Annotated in this window: 20 protein-coding genes, 2 pseudogenes and 1 other annotated feature; of the genes and pseudogenes, 12 read left to right on the top strand and 10 right to left on the bottom strand. The window is 53.9% G+C overall.

From position 1 onward, the window contains the following. Positions 1 to 142: 142 nt before the first annotated feature. From hha to acrA, 4 genes are all read right to left on the bottom strand, one after another. Positions 143 to 361, bottom strand: coding sequence for a hemolysin expression modulator Hha (hha, locus tag GBC03_23595; GenBank protein QFS72969.1), 219 nt, complete (start codon positions 359 to 361; stop codon positions 143 to 145). 27 nt (positions 362 to 388) lie between these two features. Further along, on the bottom strand, positions 389 to 763 hold the full coding sequence (gene tomB, locus GBC03_23590) for an Hha toxicity modulator TomB (GenBank protein ID QFS72968.1): 375 nt from the start codon (positions 761 to 763) through the stop codon (positions 389 to 391). Positions 764 to 1,275: 512 nt separating this feature from the next. After that, positions 1,276 to 4,425: an efflux RND transporter permease subunit gene (locus GBC03_23585; protein QFS72967.1), complete on the bottom strand. Its 3,150-nt coding sequence runs from the start codon at positions 4,423 to 4,425 to the stop codon at positions 1,276 to 1,278. Between the two features lie 22 nt (positions 4,426 to 4,447). Next, positions 4,448 to 5,641: a multidrug efflux RND transporter periplasmic adaptor subunit AcrA gene (gene acrA / locus GBC03_23580; GenBank protein QFS72966.1), complete on the bottom strand. Its 1,194-nt coding sequence runs from the start codon at positions 5,639 to 5,641 to the stop codon at positions 4,448 to 4,450. Positions 5,642 to 5,782: 141 nt separating this feature from the next. On the opposite strand from acrA, the pseudogene acrR reads away from it, so the two are divergent. Together acrR and mscK are read left to right on the top strand one after the other, a co-directional pair. Further along, positions 5,783 to 6,436, top strand: a pseudogene (acrR, locus tag GBC03_23575) (multidrug efflux transporter transcriptional repressor AcrR). Positions 6,437 to 6,555: 119 nt separating this feature from the next. After that, on the top strand, positions 6,556 to 9,918 hold the full coding sequence (gene mscK, locus GBC03_23570; protein ID QFS72965.1) for a mechanosensitive channel MscK: 3,363 nt from the start codon (positions 6,556 to 6,558) through the stop codon (positions 9,916 to 9,918). A 24-nt stretch (positions 9,919 to 9,942) separates the two neighbouring features. On the opposite strand, the gene GBC03_23565 is transcribed toward mscK, so the two are convergent. Both GBC03_23565 and priC read right to left on the bottom strand, forming a co-directional pair. Next, the gene (locus GBC03_23565) at positions 9,943 to 10,104 is read right to left on the bottom strand and encodes a DUF2496 domain-containing protein (GenBank protein QFS72964.1); all 162 of its coding nucleotides are present in this window, start codon (positions 10,102 to 10,104) and stop codon (positions 9,943 to 9,945) included. 14 nt (positions 10,105 to 10,118) lie between these two features. Next, positions 10,119 to 10,634 carry a primosomal replication protein N'' gene (priC, locus tag GBC03_23560; GenBank protein QFS74112.1) on the bottom strand — a complete coding sequence of 172 codons (516 nt, stop codon included), beginning with the start codon at positions 10,632 to 10,634 and terminating at the stop codon, positions 10,119 to 10,121. An 81-nt stretch (positions 10,635 to 10,715) separates the two neighbouring features. On the opposite strand from priC, the gene GBC03_23555 reads away from it, so the two are divergent. From GBC03_23555 to htpG, 6 genes are all read left to right on the top strand, one after another. Next, positions 10,716 to 11,093: a DUF454 family protein gene (locus GBC03_23555; protein QFS72963.1), complete on the top strand. Its 378-nt coding sequence runs from the start codon at positions 10,716 to 10,718 to the stop codon at positions 11,091 to 11,093. Positions 11,094 to 11,360: 267 nt separating this feature from the next. Next, positions 11,361 to 11,912, top strand: a complete 552-nt coding sequence (locus GBC03_23550; GenBank protein ID QFS72962.1) for an adenine phosphoribosyltransferase — start codon at positions 11,361 to 11,363, stop codon at positions 11,910 to 11,912. 113 nt (positions 11,913 to 12,025) lie between these two features. Then, entirely contained in the window at positions 12,026 to 13,954 is a 1,929-nt protein-coding gene (locus GBC03_23545; GenBank protein ID QFS72961.1) for a DNA polymerase III subunit gamma/tau, read from the top strand. Continuing rightward, positions 13,287 to 13,351 (top strand) — a sequence feature (DnaX frameshifting element). It overlaps the preceding gene by 65 nt. Before the next feature lie 53 nt (positions 13,955 to 14,007). After that, positions 14,008 to 14,337, top strand: a complete 330-nt coding sequence (locus GBC03_23540) for a YbaB/EbfC family nucleoid-associated protein (GenBank protein ID QFS72960.1) — start codon at positions 14,008 to 14,010, stop codon at positions 14,335 to 14,337. Beyond that, positions 14,337 to 14,942: a recombination protein RecR gene (gene recR / locus GBC03_23535; protein QFS72959.1), complete on the top strand. Its 606-nt coding sequence runs from the start codon at positions 14,337 to 14,339 to the stop codon at positions 14,940 to 14,942. Before GBC03_23540 ends, recR begins: the two co-directional genes overlap by 1 nt. Before the next feature lie 111 nt (positions 14,943 to 15,053). Further along, positions 15,054 to 16,928 carry a molecular chaperone HtpG gene (htpG, locus tag GBC03_23530; GenBank protein QFS72958.1) on the top strand — a complete coding sequence of 625 codons (1,875 nt, stop codon included), beginning with the start codon at positions 15,054 to 15,056 and terminating at the stop codon, positions 16,926 to 16,928. A 47-nt stretch (positions 16,929 to 16,975) separates the two neighbouring features. On the opposite strand, the gene GBC03_23525 is transcribed toward htpG, so the two are convergent. After that, positions 16,976 to 17,317, bottom strand: coding sequence for a hypothetical protein (locus tag GBC03_23525; GenBank protein ID QFS72957.1), 342 nt, complete (start codon positions 17,315 to 17,317; stop codon positions 16,976 to 16,978). Between GBC03_23525 and GBC03_23520 the strand changes: the two genes are divergently transcribed. From GBC03_23520 to GBC03_23510, 3 genes and pseudogenes are all read left to right on the top strand, one after another. Beyond that, a complete protein-coding gene (locus GBC03_23520) occupies positions 17,307 to 17,951 on the top strand; it encodes an adenylate kinase (GenBank protein QFS72956.1) in 645 nt (214 codons plus the stop codon). The genes GBC03_23525 and GBC03_23520 overlap by 11 nt on opposite strands. Positions 17,952 to 18,136: 185 nt before the next feature. Further along, positions 18,137 to 18,321: pseudogene (locus tag GBC03_23515) on the top strand (hypothetical protein). After that, positions 18,287 to 19,249: a ferrochelatase gene (locus GBC03_23510; GenBank protein ID QFS72955.1), complete on the top strand. Its 963-nt coding sequence runs from the start codon at positions 18,287 to 18,289 to the stop codon at positions 19,247 to 19,249. The pseudogene GBC03_23515 and the gene GBC03_23510 overlap by 35 nt, the downstream one beginning before the upstream one ends. On the opposite strand, the gene GBC03_23505 is transcribed toward GBC03_23510, so the two are convergent. After that, positions 19,246 to 20,217, bottom strand: coding sequence for an acetyl esterase (locus GBC03_23505; GenBank protein ID QFS72954.1), 972 nt, complete (start codon positions 20,215 to 20,217; stop codon positions 19,246 to 19,248). The two genes, GBC03_23510 and GBC03_23505, sit on opposite strands and share 4 nt — an antisense overlap. A 141-nt stretch (positions 20,218 to 20,358) precedes the next feature. On the opposite strand from GBC03_23505, the gene GBC03_23500 reads away from it, so the two are divergent. Continuing rightward, positions 20,359 to 21,663 carry an inosine/guanosine kinase gene (locus GBC03_23500; protein ID QFS72953.1) on the top strand — a complete coding sequence of 435 codons (1,305 nt, stop codon included), beginning with the start codon at positions 20,359 to 20,361 and terminating at the stop codon, positions 21,661 to 21,663. A 119-nt stretch (positions 21,664 to 21,782) separates the two neighbouring features. On the opposite strand, the gene GBC03_23495 is transcribed toward GBC03_23500, so the two are convergent. Beyond that, positions 21,783 to 23,459, bottom strand: coding sequence for a Kef family K(+) transporter (locus GBC03_23495; GenBank protein ID QFS72952.1), 1,677 nt, complete (start codon positions 23,457 to 23,459; stop codon positions 21,783 to 21,785). Between the two features lie 214 nt (positions 23,460 to 23,673). Next, the gene (locus GBC03_23490; GenBank protein QFS72951.1) at positions 23,674 to 24,894 is read right to left on the bottom strand and encodes an MFS transporter; all 1,221 of its coding nucleotides are present in this window, start codon (positions 24,892 to 24,894) and stop codon (positions 23,674 to 23,676) included. Position 24,895: the final 1 nt, after the last annotated feature.

Here is a 24,895-nt window from a genome sequence, read left to right as displayed (position 1 = left end):
CAGTAGAAGGTCAGTGATGGCCAGGGAACGTTCCCTGATTGGTATTGTGACGCAAATCACAATAGTCGTTCTATTGTTATTGTGAGGATGAAAAATGTTCCCCAGGAAAACGTCCGTATTTCCTGATGCGACAGTAATCAAATTAACGAATGAATTTCCAGACGGAGGAGGGGATCTTGTCGTAAAGTTTATTCATCGTCAATTCTGCAAGACGGTGATCGGCGGCTGAGTAAAATACAGCCAATTCATTGTCAGACAATTCATATTTATTTTTCTCGATCACGCGCTCAAGCGTGTCAATTGTCTGACAGCGTCGCAAACGCATCAAATAATCAGTTTTAGTTAATGGTTTATCGGACATAAATCTTACCTATGATTGTAATAGTTTTTAACAAGACAAACTAACAGGATTAGCCCTGGTGGCATTCACAAAGCAGCGGAACAAGCGATTACCGGATTTCCGCCATTTCTGCAGATCCTGCGCATTAATGCCATAACTGCTGAACAACATAAATGTGTCGTCCAGATATTCATCAATCTGCTCAATCAGCTTATTGTCCTCATTATACTTAATTTTATAATTAAGTGCGAAGGTTGCAATATGCTCTATCAGTTCGTTGAGTTGAAGGTTGATTGCCGAGGTTGGGTCGTTAACCCAGCCATGATTGCTTTCTTCAAGGTTTGCAAGACAGTCGTGATAGAGCGTTTCACAAAGAAATTTAAGTTGTGCTATATCATGTCTTTTGGGTGAGTATTCATCCATAACGCATCCCCTTCTTAGTGGCTTGAACTAACCGAACACCTTTCGGGATGGGTACAACTAAACTGACCTGGAACTTGCCTTCGACGCCTGATGATTTAACTATAATCTACTCTAAAAAAGATTTCATCGTTATATTACGAAAAATTACAATTAACGTAATACGAGAGAATGTGAAGGTTTGTGCATTTTTCCCATTATAGCATGTCGCCAGCCCATTCAGGAATGAGATAATTACGCGATTATTTTGCAATTCATCAGATTATCTTCTCTTTCCATCCACCTTGTTCGCCCAGGCGCGAAACCAGATACAGACTTATCCCCAGGAATTGTCTTAATAATGAGTTATTAAGCCGGGAATAAGCCCTAAGCCAAATGGCCAGAAATAGCCTTCATCTTCTTGTGTATTATAACCTTTATTACCCGCAACCAAAAGTCAACAAAGTATCAATAAGGCCTTGTGCTGATTTCATTCGAAAAAAAGGCCGCTTGCGCGGCCTTTTATCTGGTGAGTATCAGTGATGTTCTACGGAATGGCTGTGCTCAATATCTTCACTTTTCCGGCTGAAGCGGCGGCGCACCACCACAAAGAAGACCGGAACGAAGAAGATAGCCAGAACCGTCGCGGTGACCATCCCGCCCATTACGCCTGTACCTACGGCGTTCTGTGCGCCGGAACCGGCACCAGAGCTGATAACCAACGGCATAACGCCCAGAATGAACGCCAGAGAGGTCATCAGGATCGGACGTAAACGCATACGTACCGCTTCCAGTGTTGCCTCTACCAGGCCTTTGCCCTCTTTATCCATCAGATCTTTGGCGAATTCGACGATCAATATCGCGTTCTTCGCCGATAACCCAATGGTTGTGAGCAGGCCCACCTGGAAGTAAACGTCGTTGGTCAGTCCGCGGAAAGTGGCCGCCAACAGGGCACCAATAACCCCAAGCGGAACCACCAGCATAACCGAGAACGGGATTGACCAGCTCTCATACAGCGCCGCCAGACACAGGAAGACGACGATCAGCGAGATGGCATACAGGGCAGGGGCCTGGTTACCGGACAGGCGTTCCTGATAGGACATCCCCGTCCAGTCATAGCCGATGCCGGATGGCAGCTTACTGGCCAACTCTTCCATCATTGCCATCGCTTCACCGGTACTCTTACCCGGCGCCGCCTGACCTAAGATCTCCATCGACGGCAGACCGTTATAGCGTTCCAGACGCGGTGAACCGTACTCCCAACGAGATGATGAAAATGCGGAGAACGGCACCATCTGACCATCACTGCCGCGCACATACCAGTTACCAATATCGTCTGGCAGCATGCGGTATTTCGCTTCGGACATCACGTAAACTTTCTTCACACGACCACGGTCGATAAAGTCATTCACGTAGCTTCCGCCCCATGCGGCACCCAGCGTGGTATTAATATCGCTAATGGAAACGCCCAGAGCCTGTGCTTTTTCCTGGTCGATATCAATCTTAAACTGCGGGGTATCTTCCAGACCGTTAGGGCGAACACCGACTAACAGATCGGGATGCTTTGCAATCTCGCCAAACAACTGGTTACGTGCCTGCGTGAGTTTGTCATGCCCCAGGTTAGCCTGGTCAATTAACTGGAAGTCAAAACCGGTAGCGGTCCCCAGTTCCACAATTGCTGGCAAGTTAAAGGCAAACACCATTGCATCTTTAATGGAGGCAAAGTGCGCACTTGCACGTCCTGCAATGGCGGGCACTTTGTTTTCTTCACCAGGACGATCTTCCCAATTTTTGAGAGAAATAAAAGCACGACCGGTGTTTTGACCACGACCTGAGAATCCAAAGCCGTTTACGGTAAACACAGAATTAACGTTGGCTTTTTCGTCCTTCAGATAATAGTCCGTTACTTCATCAAGGACTTTTTGCGTACGTTCCTGCGTTGCGCCAGCCGGAAGCTGCGCCATGGTCAGGAATACCCCCTGGTCTTCATCCGGCAGGAAGGAACTTGGCAGACGGACGAACAGAAACGCCATGCCGACCACGATGATCAGATACAGCAGCAAGTAACGACCCGTACTGCGCAGGATGTTGCCTACGCTGTCGGTGTAGTGGTGCGTGCTCTTATCGAACATGCGGTTAAACCAGCCGAAGAAGCCTTTTTTGCCTTCTCCATGATCGCCTTTGGCAACCGGCTTAAGCATGGTGGCACAAAGCGCGGGCGTCAGGATCATCGCCACCAGAACAGAAAGCACCATTGCCGAAACGATGGTAATAGAGAATTGGCGATAAATGGCCCCGGTTGAACCACCAAAGAAGGCCATTGGAATAAATACCGCTGACAATACCATCGCGATACCGACCAGTGCGCCCTGAATCTGGCCCATCGATTTTCGCGTGGCTTCCTTCGGTGGTAGCCCCTCTTCGGACATGACACGCTCGACGTTCTCGACCACCACGATGGCGTCATCCACCAACAGACCTATGGCGAGAACCATACCAAACATGGTCAACGTATTTATTGAGAAACCAAATGCCGCGAGTATTGCAAATGTGCCTAACAGAACGACCGGAACGGCGATTGTCGGAATCAGCGTTGCGCGGAAGTTTTGCAGGAACAGGTACATAACAATAAATACCAGTACGATAGCTTCAACCAGCGTCTTCACTACTTCGTTAATCGAGATTTTAACGAAAGGTGTTGTATCGTAAGGGTAAACGACTTTCAGACCGTGCGGGAAGAAAGGTTCCAGTTTCGCGATTGTCGCGCGGACTGCGTTTGCCGTATCCAGCGCGTTTGCACCTGTTGCCAGTTTGATCCCCAAACCGGATGCTGGCTGCCCATTGTATTTCGCGATGACATCATAACTCTCGCCACCAAGTTCAATACGCGCGACATCACTCAGGCGAACCCGAGAACCATCCTGATTCACTTTCAGCAAGATTTTGCCGAACTCTTCGGTCGAGGTCAGACGTGTCTGAGCAATAATGGAGGCGTTAAGTTGCTGACCTTTTACCGGTGGCGTACCACCGAGCTGACCGGCTGCAACCTGGGCGTTTTGCGCTTTGATTGCCGCAATAACGTCTACTGGCGTTAACTGGTATTTGTTTAGCTCGGTCGGATCCATCCAAATGCGCATAGCATATTGGGCACCGAACAACTGGACGTCACCCACGCCGCTGGTACGGCTGACAGGATCTTTTACGGTTGCACCGACATAGTCAGCGATATCTTCCTGCGTCATTGAGCCGTCAGTACTGATCATCCCCATAACCATCAGGAAGCTACTGGAGGATTTCTTAACGCTCACGCCCTGTTGCTGTACTTCTTGCGGAAGTAACGGCATTGCCAACTGCAGCTTGTTCTGCACCTGAACCTGGGCGATATCCGCATCCGTACCGGAGTCAAAGGTAATCGTAATCTGAACGGTACCTGAAGAGTCACTGGTTGAGGACATATAGAGCAGGTTATCGATACCGTTCATATTTTGTTCGATAACCTGCGTCACGGTATCTTGAACCGTTTTCGCATCAGCACCAGGATAGCTCGCAGAGATCGTGATTGCAGGTGGCGCAATCGTCGGATACTGCGCCACCGGCAATTTGAGGATCGCGAGACCCCCTGCCAGCATGATGATGATGGCGATAACCCATGCAAAGATAGGGCGATCGATAAAAAACTTAGCCATGTCTTAACGGCTCCTGTTTAAGTTAAGACTTTGTTTGCTCTGACTTGCCACCGTTCGCGGCTTGTTGTTGATTGTCAGATGTTACTTCCTGCGCTTTTACCTGCACGCCAGGGCGAACTTTTTGCAAACCAGAGATAATGACGCGATCGCCAGATTTAAGTCCGTCAGTGACCACCCATTTATCGCCAATCGCCTGACTGGCAACGATTTGACGGGTTTCCACTTTGTCATCAGCACCCACAACCAGCGCAGTCGCATCACCACGTGGCGTACGGGTTACGCCTTGTTGCGGTACCAGTAACGCAGTAGGGTTGGTCCCTTCTTCCAGACGCGCGCGGACAAACATCCCCGGCAGTAAGGTGTGATCCGGGTTAGGGAAGACGGCGCGGATGGTGATAGAACCGGTGGTCTGGTCGACGGTTACGTCTGAAAATTCAAGCGTACCGGTCTGTGGGAATTTGATACCGTCACTGGTCACCAGCTCGACTTTCGCCTTGCCGTTTTCCTGTTTCAGCGTTCCGTTAGCCAGTTCTTGTTTCAGGCGCAAGAAGTCGTTGCTCGACTGCGTCACGTCAACATAGATAGGATCGAGCTGTTGCACGGTTGCCAGCGCTGTCGCCTGACCGTTCTGCACCAATGCGCCTTCCGTCACGGCAGATTTACCAATACGGCCGCTAATCGGAGAGGTCACTTTGGTGTATGCCAGGTTAATGCGCGCCGTTTCGACCGCGGCTTTCGCGGCAACCACGGAGGCATTCGCCTGTTGCGCATCGGCCAGCGCCTGATCGTAATCTTGTTGACTGATGTACTGCGTTCCCAGCAGCTTTTTATAACGGTTAACCGTTACCTGAGCGATGTTGGCAGCGGCCTGCGCTTTCGCAAGGTCGCCTTTCGCGCTTTCATAAGTGGCTTGATAAGTCGCAGGATCAATCTGATAGAGAGACACTCCTGCTTCGATATCACTACCTTCCTCGAAATTACGCTTCAGGATAATACCGCTCACCTGAGGGCGAACTTCCGCAATACGGAAAGCACTGGTGCGACCTGGGAGTTCAGTTGTGATCTGTAGAGGTTCGGTTTTGAGCGTCACAACCCCAACTTCTGGCATCTGCTGGCCCCCTTGTTGGGCCTGTTTGTCGTCACATCCTGTAAGCGCTAAGCTGCCTGAGAGCATCAGAACGACCGCCAGAGGCGTAAACCCTCTGTTTTTGTTCATATGTAAACCTCGAGTGTCCGATTTCAAATTGATCAATGGTCAAAAGTCCACAAACCCATTGCTGCGTTTATATTATCGTCGTGCTATGGTACATACATCCATAAATGTATGTAAATCTAACACCTGTAAATTCACCGACATATGGCACGAAAAACCAAACAACAAGCGCAGGAAACACGACAACACATCCTGGATGTAGCGCTACGGTTGTTCTCACAGCAAGGGGTATCTTCCACCTCGCTGGCGTAGATTGCAAAAGCCGCTGGCGTCACTCGCGGTGCAATCTATTGGCATTTCAAAAACAAGTCGGATTTATTTAGTGAAATCTGGGAACTATCAGAATCCAGTATTGGTGAGCTTGAGACTGAGTATCAGGCAAAATTCCCCGACGATCCACTATCAGTGTTAAGAGAAATACTCGTTCATCTCCTTGAATCTACCGTGACAGAAGAACGGCGACGTTTATTGATGGAGATTATATTCCACAAATGTGAATTTGTGGGAGAAATGACTATAGTTCAGCAAGCGCAAAGAAACATCTGTCTCGAAAGCTATGATCGTATCGAACAAACATTAACGCATTGTATTAATTCAAAAATGTTGCCTGAAAATTTGCTTACGCGCCGGGCGGCGGTGATGATGCGCGCCACGGTTTCAGGCCTGATGGAAAACTGGCTCTTCGCCCCGCAATCTTTTGATCTCAAAAAAGAAGCGCGGGATTACGTTGCCGTGTTACTGGAAATGTTAACATTTTGTCCCACACTGCGGTCGGCAGGGCCTGACGCTACGGCCTGATGCGACTCCAGGAATTATCCTGGACGGTTTCTCTGCCGCTATTCTGTCTGACAGAGCCGTGATATTCTTGCGCGTTGACTATCTTCGGTCGTCTTTTCGGTTCAGAAACCTTCATTCACATGACTATGTTGCAGCTCTATAAACGTGTACAGCACCTTGTTTTCATCACGGTGGCTGTTTTCATCTTGATGCTGTCCTGCCAGTCTTTGGCGCTTGCCCGCGCGTCGTCAAACAGCGATTTGCCGTCGAAGGCGGACGTTCAAAGCCAACTGGATACGCTCAATAAGCAGAAAGACCTTTCCGCGCAGGATAAACTGGTTCAGCAAGATCTTCTCGAGACCATCGCAACGCTGGAAAAAATCGAGCGGGTGAAAGACGAGACGACTCAGCTACGTCAGCGCGTGGCACAGGCGCCGGAAAAAATGCGTCAGGCGACAGAAGCCCTGAATGCGCTCAGCGATGTGGATAATGATGATGAAACGCGTAAGACGCTCAGTACGCTTTCATTACGCCAGTTAGAACTGCGCGTGGCGCAGGTACTGGATGATTTACAGAACGCGCAAAACGATCTCGCCACCTATAACAGCCAGTTGGTATCTCTGCAAACGCAGCCCGAGCGTGTACAAAATGCGATGTACACGGCCTCTCAACAACTTCAGCAGATCCGTAACCGACTGGATGGCACCAATGTGGGCGAAGCGGCGTTGCGGCCCACTCAGCAGGTGCTTTTACAGGCGCAGCAGACGCTACTGAATGCCCAAATCGATCAACAACGTAAAAGCCTGGAAGGCAATACGGTGTTGCAGGACACCCTGCAAAAGCAGCGCGATTACGTCACCGCAAACAGCAACCGGCTTGAGCATCAATTGCAGTTACTGCAGGAGGCGGTGAATAACAAACGTCTGACCTTAACGGAAAAGACGGCGCAGGAGGCCATTTCGCCGGATGAAACCGCGCGGATCCAGGCCAATCCGCTGGTGAAACAGGAACTGGAAATCAACCATCAGCTCAGCCAGCGCCTGATCACTGCGACGGAAAATGGCAATTCGCTGATGCAGCAGAACATCAAGGTCAAAAACTGGCTGGACCGTGCGCTGCAATCCGAACGCAACATCAAAGAACAAATCGCGGTGCTGAAAGGCAGCCTGCTGCTGTCGCGTATTCTCTATCAACAGCAGCAAACTCTGCCGTCGGCAGATGAACTCTCAGATATGACCAACCGCATTGCGGACCTGCGTCTGGAGCAGTTCGAAGTCAACCAACAGCGTGACGCGCTGTTCCAGAACGATGCATTCGTGGCCAAGCTGGAAGAAGGCCACAGTAATGAAGTGAATGACGAAGTCCACGACGCGCTGTTGCAGGTTGTCGATATGCGCCGCGAACTGCTGGATCAACTCAACAAGCAGTTGGGTAATCAGCTCATGATGGCCATTAACCTGCAAATAAATCAGCAGCAGTTAATGAGCGTCTCGAAAAGCCTGAAAGAGATCCTGACCCAGCAAATCTTCTGGGTGAACAGTAACCGGCCAATGGACTGGGACTGGATCAAAGCCTTCCCGCAGTCGCTGAAAGATCAGTTCAAGTCGATGAAAATTACGGTGAACTGGGAAAAAGCGTGGCCGGCGGTGTTTATCGCCTTCCTGGCCGGGCTGCCGCTACTGCTGATTGCCGGGCTGATTCGCTGGCGTCTGAAGTGGCTGAAAGCGTATCAACAGAAACTCGCTGCTGCAGTGGGGTCTTTGCGCAATGACAGCCAGTTGAACACGCCGAAAGCGATTCTGATCGACCTGATCCGCGCGCTGCCGGTGTGCCTGCTGATCCTGGCCGCCGGCCTGATTTTGCTGACCATGCAACTGAACATCAGCGATCTGCTGTGGGCATTCAGTAAAAAGCTGGCAATCTTCTGGCTGGTCTTCGGCCTGTGCTGGAAAGTGCTCGAAAAAGACGGGGTGGCGATTCGCCATTTCGGTATGCCAGCGCAACTGACCAGCCACTGGCGTCGCCAGATTGTGCGCATCAGCCTGGCGCTGCTGCCGTTGCACTTCTGGTCCGTGGTGGCTGAACTTTCTCCACTGCATCTGATGGACGATGTGCTGGGGCAGGCGATGATTTTCCTCAACCTGCTGCTGATTGCGTTTCTGGTGTGGCCGATGTGCCGCGAAAGCTGGCGGGATAAAGAGTCGCATGGTCTGCGCCTGGTGACGATCACTATCCTGTCAATCATCCCGATTGCGCTGATGGTGCTGACGGCAACCGGTTACTTCTACACCACGCTGCGACTGTCGGGCCGCTGGATTGAGACCGTTTATCTGGTCATCATCTGGAACCTGCTCTACCAGACGGTGCTGCGCGGGTTAAGCGTCGCGGCGCGGCGTATTGCCTGGCGTCGTGCGCTGGCGCGTCGTCAGAATCTGGTGAAGGAAGGGGCCGAAGGGGCGGAGCCGCAGGAAGAGCCAACCATCGCGCTGGAGCAGGTGAACCAGCAAACGCTGCGTATCACGATGCTGCTGATGGTTTCACTGTTCGCGGTAATGTTCTGGGCAATTTGGTCCGATCTGATCACCGTGTTCAGCTATCTCGACAGCATCACGCTCTGGCACTACAACGGCACCGAAGCGGGTGCTGCGGTAGTGAAAAGCGTGACGATGGGCAGCCTGCTGTTTGCCATTATCGCCTCGATGGTGGCCTGGGCATTGATCCGCAACTTGCCGGGTCTGCTGGAAGTGCTGGTGCTGTCGCGTCTGAAAATGCGTCAGGGGGCGTCGTACGCCATCACCACAATTCTTAACTACATCATCATTGCCGTAGGGGCGATGACGGTCTTCGGTTCGCTCGGCGTGTCGTGGGATAAACTGCAGTGGCTGGCGGCGGCCTTATCGGTCGGTCTCGGTTTCGGCTTGCAGGAGATCTTCGGTAACTTTGTCTCGGGTCTGATCATTTTGTTCGAACGTCCGGTGCGGATTGGCGATACGGTAACGATCGGCACGTTCTCTGGTACCGTCAGCAAGATCCGTATCCGTGCGACCACCATTACCGATTTCGATCGCAAAGAGGTGATCATCCCGAACAAGGCGTTTGTCACCGAGCGCCTGATCAACTGGTCGCTGTCTGATACCACCACCCGTCTGGTGATCCGCCTCGGCGTGGCTTACGGTTCAGATCTGGATAAAGTGAAGAAAGTCCTGCTTCAGGCCGCGCTGGAGCATCCGAAAGTGATGCACGATCCCGAGCCGGCGGTCTTCTTCACCACCTTCGGCGCCAGTACTCTGGATCACGAGCTGCGTCTGTACGTGCGCGAACTGCGCGATCGTAGCCATACGGTTGATGAACTGAACCGGTCTATCGATCGCCTGTGCCGTGAAAACAACATTGATATTGCCTTTAACCAGCTTGAAGTGCATCTGCGCAATGAGAAGGGCGATGAGGTGACGGAAGTTAAACGCGAGATCAAAGGCGACGATCCGACGCCTGCGGTGGGCTAACCCCTCACGTCGTCAAAAGGCAGCTCACTTCTGTGCTGAAGTGAGCTGTTCTATTTTCCTTTCATAATCCTGCTTTATGATTTCCAGCGCTTTCAGCACCGTGGCGGGGGCGACCTGGTTTTCTTCCAGCAGGACAATCAAATCGACGGCCAGTTTGACCTCGTCCGGGGCGTTTTCAAGTGACATAGCGTCTCCAGGGATTAGCGGGTTAAACGCGCCAGAACACGTTCAATATTGTCGAGCGCCTTACGACAGCGCGCCAGACGACCTTCATAGATTTCCACTTCGCGTTGCAGCGTTTGTTGCTCGTCCAGGCGGGTGGCCTGAGCCAGTCTCGCCTTGCGTTGCGCGGTCATTTCCTGCAAACGTCGTTCAAATTCCTGATGCTGGATGCGCCTGCGCTGCCAGCGTGCCAGGCCCGGCGAGGCGCTGTCCCACTCCCGGAGTGACCAACTGGCGGTTTCGCGGGAGATAGCTTCCAGTTGCGACGCCAGATGCTCCGCAAGCCAGGCAACCTGCGGTAGTTGCTGCTGCTCAACCGCCTGACGCAACGCCTGAAGATGGCCTTCTGCTTCTTCGAGGCAGGCCTGAATAAGGGTGCTGCGGGTCTGAAAAAGATGACGATCGAAGCGGGCGCTGAGTGTGGCATGCTGCGCCATCGGCGCGCAGCGTTGGCGCAGGAGAGCGAGCTGATCGTCCAGCTTTTGCAGCAGCATGGCGGTTTTCAATTTAACACTCCGATGAAAATGATAACTGTTATGCTAAAGTAGCGTTCTGGTTTGCGATATGCCTTTATTATGCAACGAATCCTTTTAATCATCACGGGTTGGCTGGCGGTTGTATTGGGGACACTGGGCGTCGTGTTGCCTGTATTGCCGACGACACCGTTTATCTTACTGGCAGCCTGGTGTTTTGCCCGCTCATCGCCGCGTTTCCATGACTGGTTACTCTACCGCTCGTGGTTTGGCAGCTATTTGCGATTCTGGCAGAAATATAAGGCCATGCCGGCTGGCGTTAAGCCCCGCGCGATCGTGATGATCCTCATTACCTTCGCCATATCGCTGTGGCTGACGCCGATGTGGTGGGTGCGGATCCTGCTGCTGGTGATCCTGGTCTGTCTGCTGATATTTATGTGGCGAATACCGGTGATTGACGAAAAGCAACAAAAGCACTGAAGCGCAATAATCGCGGTTGCAATTGCGGGCGGTAGCCAGTAAATTCGACCGTTTTCGAGCACAGGCGCGCCGGGTCAAATTAATGTTGACCTTCTATTCTATATACACACTGTCATTCAAGGTACATCGAGGCGGCAACTGAATGAATCTCTGAGCTTACATCAGTAAGTGACTGGGATGAATGAAGGCAGCCAACAAAGAGGCAGCTTGAAGGATGAGGTGTATAGTGCGCCGTGAAGTAACACCGTATTAATCAGGCACAAACTTATGACCGCGACTGCACAGCAGCTTGAGTTTCTCAAAAATAGCATTAAAAGCATTCAGGACTACCCGAAACCGGGCATTCTTTTCCGTGATGTCACCAGCTTACTGGAAGATCCGAAAGCTTACGCGCTCAGCATCGAATTGCTGGTTGAGCGTTACAAAAATGCAGGCATTACCAAAGTTGTCGGTACCGAAGCACGCGGCTTTCTGTTTGGCGCGCCGGTAGCGTTGGGTCTGGGCGTTGGCTTTGTGCCAGTGCGTAAACCGCGCAAACTGCCGCGTGAAACGATCGCTGAAAGCTACGAACTGGAATACGGCACCGATCAGCTGGAAATCCACGTTGATGCGATCCAGGCGGGTGACAAAGTGTTGGTGGTTGACGATCTGCTGGCGACCGGCGGCACGATTGAAGCGACCGTGAAACTGATCCGTCGCCTGGGTGGCGAAGTGACCGACGCGGCGTTCATCATCAATCTGTTTGACCTCGGTGGCGAACAGCGCCTGGCGCAACAGGGCATCAACTGCTATAGCCTGGTTCCCTTCCCGGGACACTGATTCAGGCTGTCCACGTCTGAAGCAATAGCAAGAGACATGACCTCGCTGAATGGGCGAGGTTGTGTTAGCATTCCCCCCTATGAATCCACCTTCCAGCGTTTCAGAGCCAGCCAATGAGTTATCAGGTTTTAGCCCGAAAATGGCGCCCACAAACCTTTGCTGACGTCGTCGGCCAGGAACATGTGCTAACCGCACTGGCGAACGGCTTGTCGTTAGGGCGTATTCACCACGCATATCTTTTTTCCGGTACCCGGGGTGTCGGTAAAACCTCTATTGCCCGTCTGCTGGCAAAGGGGCTGAATTGCGAAACCGGCATTACCGCCACGCCGTGCGGCGTGTGTGATAACTGCCGTGAAATCGAGCAGGGGCGGTTTGTCGATTTGATTGAGATCGATGCCGCTTCGCGCACCAAAGTTGAAGATACCCGGGATCTGCTGGATAACGTCCAGTACGCACCAGCGCGCGGCCGATTCAAAGTCTATCTGATCGACGAAGTGCACATGCTGTCTCGCCACAGTTTTAACGCACTGCTCAAAACGCTTGAGGAGCCTCCCTCACACGTCAAATTCCTGCTGGCGACGACCGATCCGCAGAAGCTGCCGGTGACCATTTTGTCCCGCTGTCTGCAATTCCATCTCAAGGCGCTGGATGTTGATCAGATCCGCCATCAGCTTGAGCACATTCTTAACGAAGAGCAGATCGCCCACGAGCCGCGCGCGCTGCAACTGCTTTCCCGTGCGGCGGATGGCAGCCTGCGTGATGCGCTGAGTCTGACGGATCAGGCGATTGCCAGCGGTGATGGTCAGGTTTCCACCCAGGCGGTGAGTGCGATGCTCGGCACACTGGATGACGATCAGGCTCTGTCGCTGGTTGAAGCGGTGATAGCCGCCGACGGCGAGAGGGTGATGACGCTGGTCAACGAGGCCGCTGCGCGAGGTATTGAGTGGGAAGCGCTGCTGGTCGAAATGCTTGGCCTGCTGCATCGTATCGCGCTGGTTCAGCTCTCTCCTGCTGCGCTGGGCAGCGACATGGCGGCGATTGAAGTGCGCATGCGTGAACTGGCGCGCACCGTGCCGCCTGCGGACGTCCAGCTTTATTACCAGACGCTGCTGATTGGCCGTAAAGAACTGCCGTACGCGCCGGACAGGCGCATGGGCGTTGAAATGACCTTATTGCGGGCGCTGGCGTTTCACCCGCGTATGCCGCTTGCGGAACCCGAGGTTCCGCGACAATCGTTTGCCCCTGTTGCGCCAACGGCGGTGATGACGCCGACGCAGGTGCCACAGCAGTCAGCACCCGCGCAGCAAACCCCGGCAGTGCCCCTGCCGGAATCCACCAGTCAGGTACTGGCGGCGCGCAACCAGCTGCAACGTGCGCAGGGAGCAACCAAAGCAAAAAAGAGTGAACCGGCAGCCGCACCCCGCGCGCGGCCGGTGAATAACGCTGCGCTGGAAAGACTGGCTTCGGTATCAGAACGTGTGCAGGCTCGTCCTGCGCCGTCTGCACTCGAACAAACGCCAGCGAAGAAAGAAGCTTATCGCTGGAAGGCGACGACGCCCGTTGTTGAAGTGAAAGAGGTGGTGGCGACGCCGAAGGCGCTGAAGAAAGCGCTGGAGCATGAGAAAACGCCGGAACTTGCAGCCAAGCTGGCGGCGGAAGCGATTGAACGCGACCCGTGGGCGGCGCAGGTGAGTCAGCTTTCACTGCCAAAACTGGTTGAGCAGGTCGCGCTCAATGCCTGGAAAGAAGAAAATGGTAATGCGGTCTGTCTGCATTTACGTTCCAGTCAGCGGCACCTGAATTCCAGCGGTGCGCAGCAAAAGCTGGCGGAAGCGCTGAGTGCGCTTGCGGGATCAGCGGTTGAACTGACCATCGTAGAAGATGATAATCCGGCGGTGCGAACGCCGCTGGAGTGGCGTCAGGCGATTTATGAAGAGAAACTTGCGCAGGCGCGCGAGTCGATAGTTGCGGATAACAACATCCAGACCCTGCGTCGATTCTTCGATGCGGATCTGGATGAAGAGAGTATCCGCCCCATTTGATCGTAAGCGACGCTTATGATTGTCATCCCTTAACGTGATTGAGAGAGAAGCCTATGTTTGGTAAAGGCGGTCTGGGTAACCTGATGAAGCAGGCCCAGCAGATGCAGGAAAAAATGCAGCAGATGCAGGAAGAAATCGCCAAGCTGGAAGTGACCGGTGAATCCGGCGCGGGTCTGGTGAAAGTGACCATCAACGGTGCGCATAACTGCCGTCGTGTGGAGATCGACCCAAGCCTGCTCGAAGATGACAAAGATATGCTGGAAGATCTGGTTGCTGCCGCATTCAACGATGCTGCCCGTCGCATTGAAGAGACCCAGAAAGAGAAGATGGCCTCTGTTTCCTCCGGTATGCAACTGCCGCCAGGCTTTAAGATGCCGTTCTGATGCAAACCAGCCCGCTGTTAACTCAGCTTATGGAAGCACTGCGCTGTCTGCCGGGCGTTGGCCCGAAGTCGGCGCAGCGCATGGCGTTTACGCTGCTTCAGCGTGACCGCAGCGGCGGGATGCGCCTGGCGCAAGCGCTCACCCGAGCGATGTCGGAAATCGGCCACTGTGCCGATTGCCGCACCTTCACCGAGCAGGATGTCTGCAATATCTGTTCGAATCCGCGTCGTCGGGAAAACGGCCAGATTTGCGTGGTCGAGAGTCCAGCGGATATCTACGCGATTGAGCAGACCGGGCAGTTTTCCGGGCGCTACTTCGTGCTGATGGGGCATTTGTCACCGCTCGACGGTATCGGGCCGGATGATATCGGTCTCGACAGACTCGAGCAGCGCCTCTCTTCAGAGCAGCTCAGTGAAGTGATCCTCGCGACTAACCCGACGGTTGAAGGGGAAGCCACGGCGAACTACATTGCTGAGCTCTGCGCGCAATATGGCGTTGATGCCAGCCGTATCGCCCACGGCGTGCCGGTCGGCGGTGAACTGGAGATGGTGGACGGCACCACGCTGTCGCATTCTCTGGCAGGACGTCACAAGATTAAATTCTGACCAAACGGAGGTTGCACTCGCGACCTCCGCTTGAAATCCCCCACGGTTGTCCCCATTTCCCTCTCAACGTGTTTTTTACCATTAAAAATGGCATTGTTGAGGTAGATCTACATGAAAGGACAAGAAACTCGTGGGTTTCAGTCAGAGGTAAAACAGCTTCTGCATCTGATGATCCATTCTCTGTATTCCAATAAAGAAATCTTCCTGCGTGAGCTTATCTCTAACGCCTCCGATGCGGCAGACAAGCTGCGTTTTCGCGCGCTGTCGAACCCGGACCTCTATGAAGGTGACGGTGAACTGCGTGTGCGCGTCTCCTTCGATAAAGATAAGCGTACGTTGACCATTGCCGATAACGGCGTGGGGATGAACCGTGATGACGTTATCGATCACCTGGGGACCATTGCGAAGTCCGGGACCAAATCTTTCCTCGAATCTATGGGCTCCGATCAGGCGAAAGACAGCCAACTGATCGGTCAGTTTGGGGTGGGCTTCTATTCCGCGTTTATCGTGGCGGATAAAGTGACCGTCCGCACCCGCGCGGCGGGCGACAAGCCGGAGAATGGCGTGTTCTGGGAGTCGGCGGGTGAAGGTGAATACACCGTTGGCGATATCACCAAAGACGAGCGCGGAACGGAAATCACGCTGCATTTGCGTGAAGGGGAAGACGAGTTCCTCGATGACTGGCGTGTACGTTCCATCATCAGCAAATATTCCGACCATATCGCGCTGCCGGTTGAGATTGAAAAACAGGAAGAGAAAGACGGCGAAACCGTCGTTTCCTGGGAGAAAATCAACAAAGCGCAGGCGCTGTGGACCCGTAACAAGTCGGAAATCAAAGACGACGAGTACAACGAGTTTTACAAGCATATCGCGCACGATTTTACCGATCCGCTGACCTGGAGCCACAACCGTGTGGAAGGGAAGCAGGAGTACACCAGCCTGCTGTATATCCCGTCTCAGGCACCGTGGGACATGTGGAACCGCGATCACAAGCACGGCCTGAAGCTGTATGTTCAGCGCGTCTTTATCATGGACGACGCCGAGCAGTTTATGCCGAACTACCTGCGCTTTGTGCGCGGTCTGATCGATTCTAACGATCTGCCGCTGAACGTCTCTCGTGAAATTCTGCAGGACAGCACGGTAACCCGCAATCTGCGTAGCGCATTGACCAAACGTGTTCTGCAGATGCTGGAAAAACTGGCGAAAGACGATGCGGAAAAATACCAGACCTTCTGGCAGCAGTTCGGTCTGGTGATGAAAGAAGGTCCGGCGGAAGACCACGCTAACCAGGAAACCATCGCCAAACTGATGCGTTTCGCGTCGACGCATACCGACTCTTCTGCGCAGACTGTCTCTCTGGAAGACTACGTCTCCCGCATGAAAGAAGGGCAGGAGAAGATTTATTACATCACCGCCGACAGCTATGCGGCGGCGAAGAGCAGTCCGCACCTGGAACTGCTGCGTAAGAAAGGCATCGAAGTGCTGCTGCTCTCCGATCGCATTGACGAGTGGATGATGAACTACCTGACCGAGTTTGACGGTAAGGCGTTCCAGTCCGTCGCCAAAGCGGACGAGTCTATCGACAAGCTGGCCGATGAGGTAGATGAAAGCGCGAAAGAAGCGGAAAAAGCGCTGACACCGTTCGTTGAGCGCGTGAAAAACCTGCTGGGCGACCGCGTGAAAGACGTGCGTCTGACGCATCGTCTGACCGATACGCCAGCGATTGTCACCACCGATGCGGACGAAATGAGCACGCAGATGGCGAAACTGTTTGCGGCGGCGGGTCAGAACGTGCCGGAAGTGAAATACATCTTTGAACTCAACCCGGATCACGTGCTGGTGAAACGCACCGCAGATACCGAGGACGACGCGAAGTTCAACGAGTGGGTTGAACTGCTGCTGGATCAGGCGCTGTTTGCCGAGCGCGGCACGCTGGAAGATCCGAACCAGTTCATCCGTCGTATGAACCAGCTGCTGGTTTCCTGATAACGGCTTGTAGTGCCGGATGGCGCTGACGCTTATCCGGCCTACGGTTAAAGCTGTTTTTTGTAGGCCGGATGGCGCTGACGCTTATCCGGCCTACGGTTAAATCTGCTTTTGTAGGCCGGATGGCGCTGACGCTTATCTGGCCTACGGTTAAAGCTGCTTTTGTAGGCCGGATGGCGCTGACGCTTATCTGGCCTACGGTTAAAGCTGCTTTTGTAGGCCGGATAAGGTGCTTGCACCGCCATCCGGCTTTTTTTCGCGCATTTTCCCCTCATTAACCGTTTCAGCCTTACCCCGCTTCCTTGAGACAAATGCGTGATGGTGGTATCGTTTAGCGCTTTTTTAAAAATATCGACAACCTTTAAGGGGATTTTCGTAATGCGTATCATTCTGCTTGGCGCTCCGGGCGCGGGTAAAGGAACTCAGGCTCAGTTCATCATGGAGAAGTATGGTATTCCGCAAATCTCCACCGGTGATATGCTGCGTGCCGCCGTGAAATCTGGCTCCGAGCTGGGCAAACAAGCGAAAGACATCATGGACGCCGGCAAGCTGGTGACCGATGAGCTGGTGATCGCGCTGGTAAAAGAGCGTATCGCGCAGGAAGATTGCCGTAACGGTTTTCTGTTAGATGGTTTCCCACGCACGATTCCGCAGGCTGACGCCATGAAAGAAGCGGGCATCGTGGTGGATTATGTTCTCGAATTCGACGTACCGGATGAGCTGATCGTTGACCGTATCGTGGGTCGTCGCGTGCACGCTGCGTCTGGCCGTGTTTACCACATCAAATTCAACCCGCCGAAAGTGGAAGGTAAAGACGATGTGACCGGCGAAGAGCTGACCACCCGTAAAGACGACCAGGAAGAGACCGTGCGTAAACGTCTGGTGGAATACCATCAGATGACGGCGCCGCTGATTGGTTACTACCAGAAAGAAGCGGCCGCGGGTAACACCCAATACGCGAAAGTTGACGGGACTCAGGCCGTCGCTGAAGTGCGCGCGGCGCTGGAAAAAATCCTCGGCTAAGGCCGTTCTGCCGGATGGCGGTGCAAGCACCTTATCCGGCCTACAACTGTATTCCTGCTTTGTAGGCCTGATAAGCGCAGCGCCATCAGGCAATGGGTGGCGGATGGCGGTGCAAGCACCTTATCCGGCCTACAACTGTATTCCTGCTTTGTAGGCCTGATAAGCACAGCGCCATCAGGCAATGGGTGCCGGATGTCGGCGTAAACACCTTATTCGACCTACCGGCATCGTTAGCGCCATCAGGCAAGTTCTCGTCTTACCTCTCGCAGCAATTAGTTCTTCTTACTCGCTTTTCCGCTACAATTATCAACAATTTGAATCGATAAGAGGCGGTAATGCGTCAGACGAAAACCGGTATCCTGCTGGCTAATCTTGGGACCCCCGATGCCCCCACTCCGGCGGCGGTAACACGCTATCTTCGGCAATTCTTGAGCGATAAACGCGTCGTCGATACGCCTCGTGTGTTGTGGTGGCCGCTGCTGCGCGGCGTTATTTTGCCGCTGCGCGCCCCGCGCGTGGCAAAGCTTTATCAGTCTGTCTGGATGGAAGGCGGCTCGCCGCTGATGGTCTACAGCCGTCAACAGCAGCAGGCGCTTGCCGCGCGCTTACCGGATACGCCGGTTGCGCTGGGCATGAGCTACGGCTCGCCGTCGCTGGAAAGCGCAGTGGACGAGCTGCTGGCGAACCACGTTGATCACATTGTCGTGCTGCCGTTGTACCCGCAATATTCCTGCTCAACCGTGGCCGCCGTCTGGGATGAACTGGCGCGGATTCTGGAACGTAAACGCCGTATTCCGGGTCTGTCGTTTATTCGCGATTATGCCGATGACAGCGCCTATATCGACGCGCTGGCAAGCAGTGCGCGTGCCTCGTTTGCTGAACACGGTGAACCGGATTTACTGCTGCTGTCATATCACGGTATCCCCCAGCGTTTTGCTGACGAAGGCGACGACTATCCGCAGCGCTGTCGCGACACTACCCGTGAACTGGTCTCCGCACTCGGCCTGCCGCCGGAAAAAGTGATGATGACCTTCCAGTCCCGCTTTGGTCGTGAGCCGTGGCTGACGCCTTACACTGACGAAACGCTGAAGATGTTAGGTGAGAAGGGGACGGGACATGTTCAGGTGATGTGTCCGGGCTTCGCGGCAGATTGCCTGGAGACGCTGGAAGAAATTGCGGTGCAGAATAAAGAAGTCTTCCTCGAAGCGGGCGGCAAAAAGTATGAATATATTCCGGCGCTGAATGCCGCACCGGAACATATCGATATGATGCTGAAACTGACGGCTGCGTATCGCTAACGTGCTGCGTTAATCTGCTGAGTAAAGAAACGTGCGCCATCGCGTAATGCGTCATCGGCGGCGTTCATCATGCGCGAATAGTGCAGAAAGGCGTGCAGCGTGCCGGGATACATTTTGTATTCGCAGGGCTGCTGGTGCGCCGCCAGCGTCTGGAAGAGCAGACGACTGTCGTCGATCAGCGGGTCAAACTCCGCACTGGCGATAAAGCAGGGCGGCACCTCGTGCGTCAGGTTGTTGTTGAACAGGCAATAGTACGGCGACTCGCGATCGTCGACATTACGCAGATACGCTTTTTCGTACATCTCCAAATCCTGGCGGCTGAGGCCATCCCAGTCGCCGCCCATCAGCCGACGGCTCACCGAGTCCTGTAGGCCATACAGGCCATACCACAACAGCACCCCGGCTACGTTGCCGCAGGAGATGTGCTTATCGCGCAGCCACAGCGCGCTGGCGAGCGCCAGCATCGCGCCAGCGGAATCACCAGCAAATCCAATTCGCGTCATATTTAACTGATAGTCGTCCGCCTGCTGATGAAAAAACTGACAGGCGGCAACGGTCTCTTCTATGGCTTGCGGAAAGCGGGCTTCAGGCGAGAGCGAATAGTCGACGCCAATGACCGTGCACCGGGTATAGCTTGCCAGCAGGCGCATGATGCGGTCATGGGTATCCAGATTGCCGAGAATAAAACCGCCGCCGTGCAGATAGAACAGCGTTGCCTGACTGTCTGGCGCTGGGCTGTACAGGCGTGTTGTCACCTCTCCCCAGCACGTGGGGATGCCATATTCACGCGTTGGCATCTGCGGTGCGTCCGCGTTCCAGAAGCGGCGCTCAAGAATGTAGTGTTGGCGCATGGCTGCCACGTCATCGGCGGACGGCCAGGGCGGCAGATCGTCCTGTCGGACATTCAGCACCGCTCTCATCTCGTCTGAAATGCGCGCCAGTACGGGAAGTTTGTTTTCCGGTTTCATAAAACGCTCCTTGTGAAATCGGCCCATTGTAAAAACTTCCGCCGTGGAAACTGCGATCCGTTCGTCCGATATTGAAACTCTGTCGTCGCAAGGGGAATGTGCTACCATTCACCGCTCCGTTAGCCACCCGTAAAAACAGTCATGAAATTTCCCGGTAAACGCAAATCCAAACACTATTTCCCCGTCAACGCACGCGATCCGCTGCTGCAACAAATCCAGACTGAAAATGAAACCAGCGCCGCATGGGTGGTGGGGATTGACCAAACGCTGGTGGATATTGAAGCGAAAGTGGATGATACGTTTGTGCAACGTTATGGGCTGAGCGCCGGGCATTCACTGGTGATTGAGGATGATGTGGCGGAGGCGTTGTATCGGGAACTGGTGCGTGACAATCTGGTAACCCATCAGTTTGCCGGCGGGACCATTGGTAACACCATGCACAACTACTCCGTGCTGGCCGATGACCGCTCGGTGTTGCTGGGCGTAATGTGCAGCAACATTGAAATTGGCAGTTACGCCTACCGCTACTTGTGCAACACCTCCAGTCGTACTGACCTCAACTATCTGCAGGGCGTTGACGGGCCGATTGGCCGCTGCTTTACCCTGATTGGCGAGTCCGGCGAGCGTACCTTTGCCATCAGCCCTGGGCACATGAATCAGCTACGTGCAGAAAGCATTCCTGAATCAGTGATTGCCGGGGCGTCAGCGCTGGTGCTGACGTCCTATCTGGTGCGCTGTAAGCCGGGAGAGCCGATGCCGGAAGCCACCATGAAGGCCATTGAGTATGCCAAAAAGCACAATGTGCCGGTCGTGCTGACGCTCGGGACCAAATTTGTTATCGCCGATAACCCGCAGTGGTGGCAGGATTTCCTGAAAGAGAACGTCTCAATTCTGGCGATGAATGAAGAAGAAGCCGAAGCGTTGACCGGTGAAAACGATCCGCTGCTGGCGTCTGACAAAGCGCTGGACTGGGTCGATCTGGTCTTGTGTACTGCCGGACCGGTAGGGCTGTACATGGCGGGTTTTACCGAAGAGGAAGCCAAACGCAAAACCCAGCATCCGCTACTGCCGGGGGCCATTGCCGAATTCAATCAGTATGAATTTAGCCGCGCCATGCGTCATAAAGATTGTCGTAATCCGCTGCGCGTCTATTCTCATATCGCTCCGTATATGGGCGGCCCGGAAAAGATCATGAATACCAACGGCGCAGGCGACGGTGCGCTGGCGGCGCTGTTGCACGATATTACCGCCAACAGCTACCACCGTTCGAATGTACCGAATTCCAGCAAGCATACGTTCACCTGGCTGACCTATTCGTCATTAGCCCAGGTGTGCAAATATGCCAATCGTGTGAGTTATCAGGTACTGAACCAGCACTCCCCGCGTCTGACGCGTGGGCTGCCGGAGCGTGAGGATAGCCTCGAAGAGTCGTACTGGGATCGTTAAGTCATTATGCCGGATGGCGGCGTAAACGCCTTATCCGGCCTACTGCTACCATTATCTGTGTAATCACGTAGGCCTGATAAGCGAAGCGCCATCAGGCCTACGAGCCGATGCAACGACGGTCACCCCGTCACCACTTCACCCGCAGGCGGCGTTTCCAGCAGTTCCAGCATGGTACGGGCGATTTCGCGCTCGCCCATCACCACCTGGTTGGCGCCGCGTTCGGTAATGTACTCCACCTCATCGTCATAATGCGCACGGGCGATAATCTCAATATTCGGGCACTTCTCGCGGGCAGAGGCAACAATTTCGCCGGCCTCATAGCCGTTCGGGATGGTAAGGATCAGCCAGCGGGCGCAATCCAGGTGCGCCAGAGCCATAATTTCTTCATTGGCAGCATTTCCCAGCACCGCGCGGATCCCACGTTCACGCAGCTCATCCACGCGCGTGCGTGACGTTTCGATAACCACTAACGGCATACCTGCTGCCATCAGTTTTTCGCCGAGCAGACTGCCAACGCGACCAAAGCCGACCAGCAGCGCATGGTTGCAGATATCCACCGGAATTTGCTTCTCTTCCTCGATGGCCTCTTCCAGCGTCTGTTCTTCCAGCGTTTCGGTTTTTGCCAGGTATTTTTCCAGCAGGGCAAACAGCACCGGGTTGAGCATAATTGACAGAATCGCCCCCGCCAGCACCAGATTTTGCCCTTCCTGCGGCAGCAGGTTCAGCGCCATCCCCAGACCGGCGAGAATAAAGGCGAACTCACCAATCTGCGCCAGGCTGGCGGCGATGGTCAGCGCGGTACGCGGCGAGTGACCAAACAGACGCACCAGGAAGAAGGCGGCGACAGACTTACCAAAGATAATGATGGCAAGCGTTGCCAGCACGGCCAGCGGCTGTTGGATCAGAATCAGCGGATCAAACAGCATGCCGACGGAGACAAAGAACAGGACGGCAAACGCGTCGCGTAGCGGCAGGGTATCGTGGGCCGCGCGGTGGCTCAGTTCCGATTCATTCAGTACCATCCCGGCAAAGAATGCGCCCAGCGCGAAGGAGACGTCGAACAGTTCCACGGCGCCGAAAGCGATACCCAATGCCAGTGCCAGCACGGAAAGGGTAAACAGCTCGCGGGAGCCGGTGGCCGCACTGCGGGCCATAATCCACGGCACCAGACGGCGACCCACCAGCATCATAATGGCAATAAAGGCGACAACTTTACCAATGGTAATGCCCATGTCGACCGCCAGAGAGGCGAAACCGACGTTGCCTTTTTCCACCATCCCGGCCACGGCGGGCAGCAGTACCAGCGTCAGCACCATCACCAAATATTCAACAATCAGCCAGCCGATGGCAATCTGCCCTCGTTGACTGTCGACCAGCTGTCGTTCTTCAAGCGCACGCAGCAGCACCACGGTACTGGCGGTTGAAAGACATAAACCAAAGACGATACCGGTCATCAGTGACCAGCCCATCATGGCGGAAAGGGCCATACCCAACAGCGTCGCCACGGCTATCTGAGCGATCGCGCCGGGAATGGCTATCGACTTTACCGCCATCAGATCCTTCAGTGAAAAGTGCAGACCGACGCCGAACATCAGCAAAATAACGCCAAGCTCAGCAAGCTCCGGCGCAAGTTTCGTATCAGCCACAAAGCCTGGGGTAAAAGGTCCGGCCAGAACGCCCGCTAACAGATATCCCACCAGAGGAGAAATACGCAGTTTGTTGGCAAGCATGCCGAGTATAAAAGCGAGCACAAGGCCGCCAACAATGGTGGTGATAAGCGGGGTGGCGTGATGCATTCCGTCTCCTTTGGTAGCTGATTTCCAAAATTCCAGGTAATAGTTTATGACAATTTTGATTATTATGTTTATGAATAATTGTTGAATTTTGAAGAAAACTGCAATTTGAGGCGAAAAAGGCACGGATCGGAAAACGAATGGGCAGGAGACAGAGCAAAGGCTTATGGTTACAGGCGTAGCGTGCGGCTAAAGTTTAGCTTTAGCCGCAGGAAACTCAGGCTTTATGTCGGTTATCAGGTAAGAATATGGTCAGTATCCCCAGAAGTGGTAGGAAAGCACAGATTTTATAGACTAATTCGATGCTGGTATGGTCCGCGAGCAGGCCTAACACAGCGGCTCCCAGGCCACCCATCCCGAAGGCAAAGCCAAAAAATAGACCAGAAACCATGCCGATACGACCCGGTAGCAGCTCCTGAGCATAGACCAGAATGGCGGAAAATGCGGATGCGAGGATAAAACCAATGATCACCGTTAAAATACCGGTCCAGTGCAGGGTGGCATAAGGCAAAATCAGCGTAAACGGCGCGACACCGAGGATAGAGCCCCAAATCACATATTTTCTACCAATCTTATCGCCTAAAGGCCCGCCAATTACCGTTCCTGCCGCGACCGCAAACAGGAAGGCAAAGAGATGAAATTGCGCGTTTTGTACCGATAATCCGAATTTTTGCATCAGATAAAAGGTGTAATAGCTGCTGATACTCGCCATATAGAAGTATTTCGAGAAAATCAGGATTAGCAGGACGCTGACAGCGAGGACGACCTTATTATGCGGCAGTGGATTGATAACTGTCGCTTTGGGTTTGCCCTTGCTCATACGATGCTGTGCGGCGTACCAGCGGCTGATTTGCGCCAGTACCACAATCGCCAGCAGGGCGGCGAGGACAAACCAGGCCACGTTACCTTTGCCGTAAGGGGCGATGATCACCGCCGCCAACAAGGGGCCGAGGGAACTGCCGAAGTTACCGCCCACCTGGAAGATGGACTGGGCAAGGCCGTGACGTCCGCCCGAGGCCATGCGCGCCACACGGGAGGATTCCGGATGAAATACCGAAGAGCCGGTCCCGACCAGCGCCGCGGCCAACAGCACGGTACCGAAACTGCCCGCCAGCGCCAACAGCACCAGACCGCTCAGCGTAAAGCACATGCCAATTGGCAGCGACCATGGCATCGGGTACTTATCGGTCCAGTAGCCGACCACCGGTTGCAGTAGCGAAGAGGCCAACTGGAAGGTCAGGGTGATCATCCCTATCTGCATAAAGGTCAGTGAAAATTCGGACTGTAATAGCGGATAGATCGCCAGAATTAACGACTGGATCATATCGTTAAGCAGGTGAGAAAGGCTGATCGCGCCTAAAATGCCGAACGACGTACGCGCTTTAGCGACTGGCGCAGACGCACCAGGTGCTGGCTGGGTTTGTTCACTCATTGCCATA

The organism is Citrobacter telavivensis (genome assembly GCA_009363175.1).
Lineage (GTDB): Bacteria > Pseudomonadota > Gammaproteobacteria > Enterobacterales > Enterobacteriaceae > Citrobacter_A > Citrobacter_A telavivensis.
The sequence above is the reverse complement of the archived record's forward strand: the minus strand, read 5'-3'. Positions and strand labels throughout refer to the sequence as shown.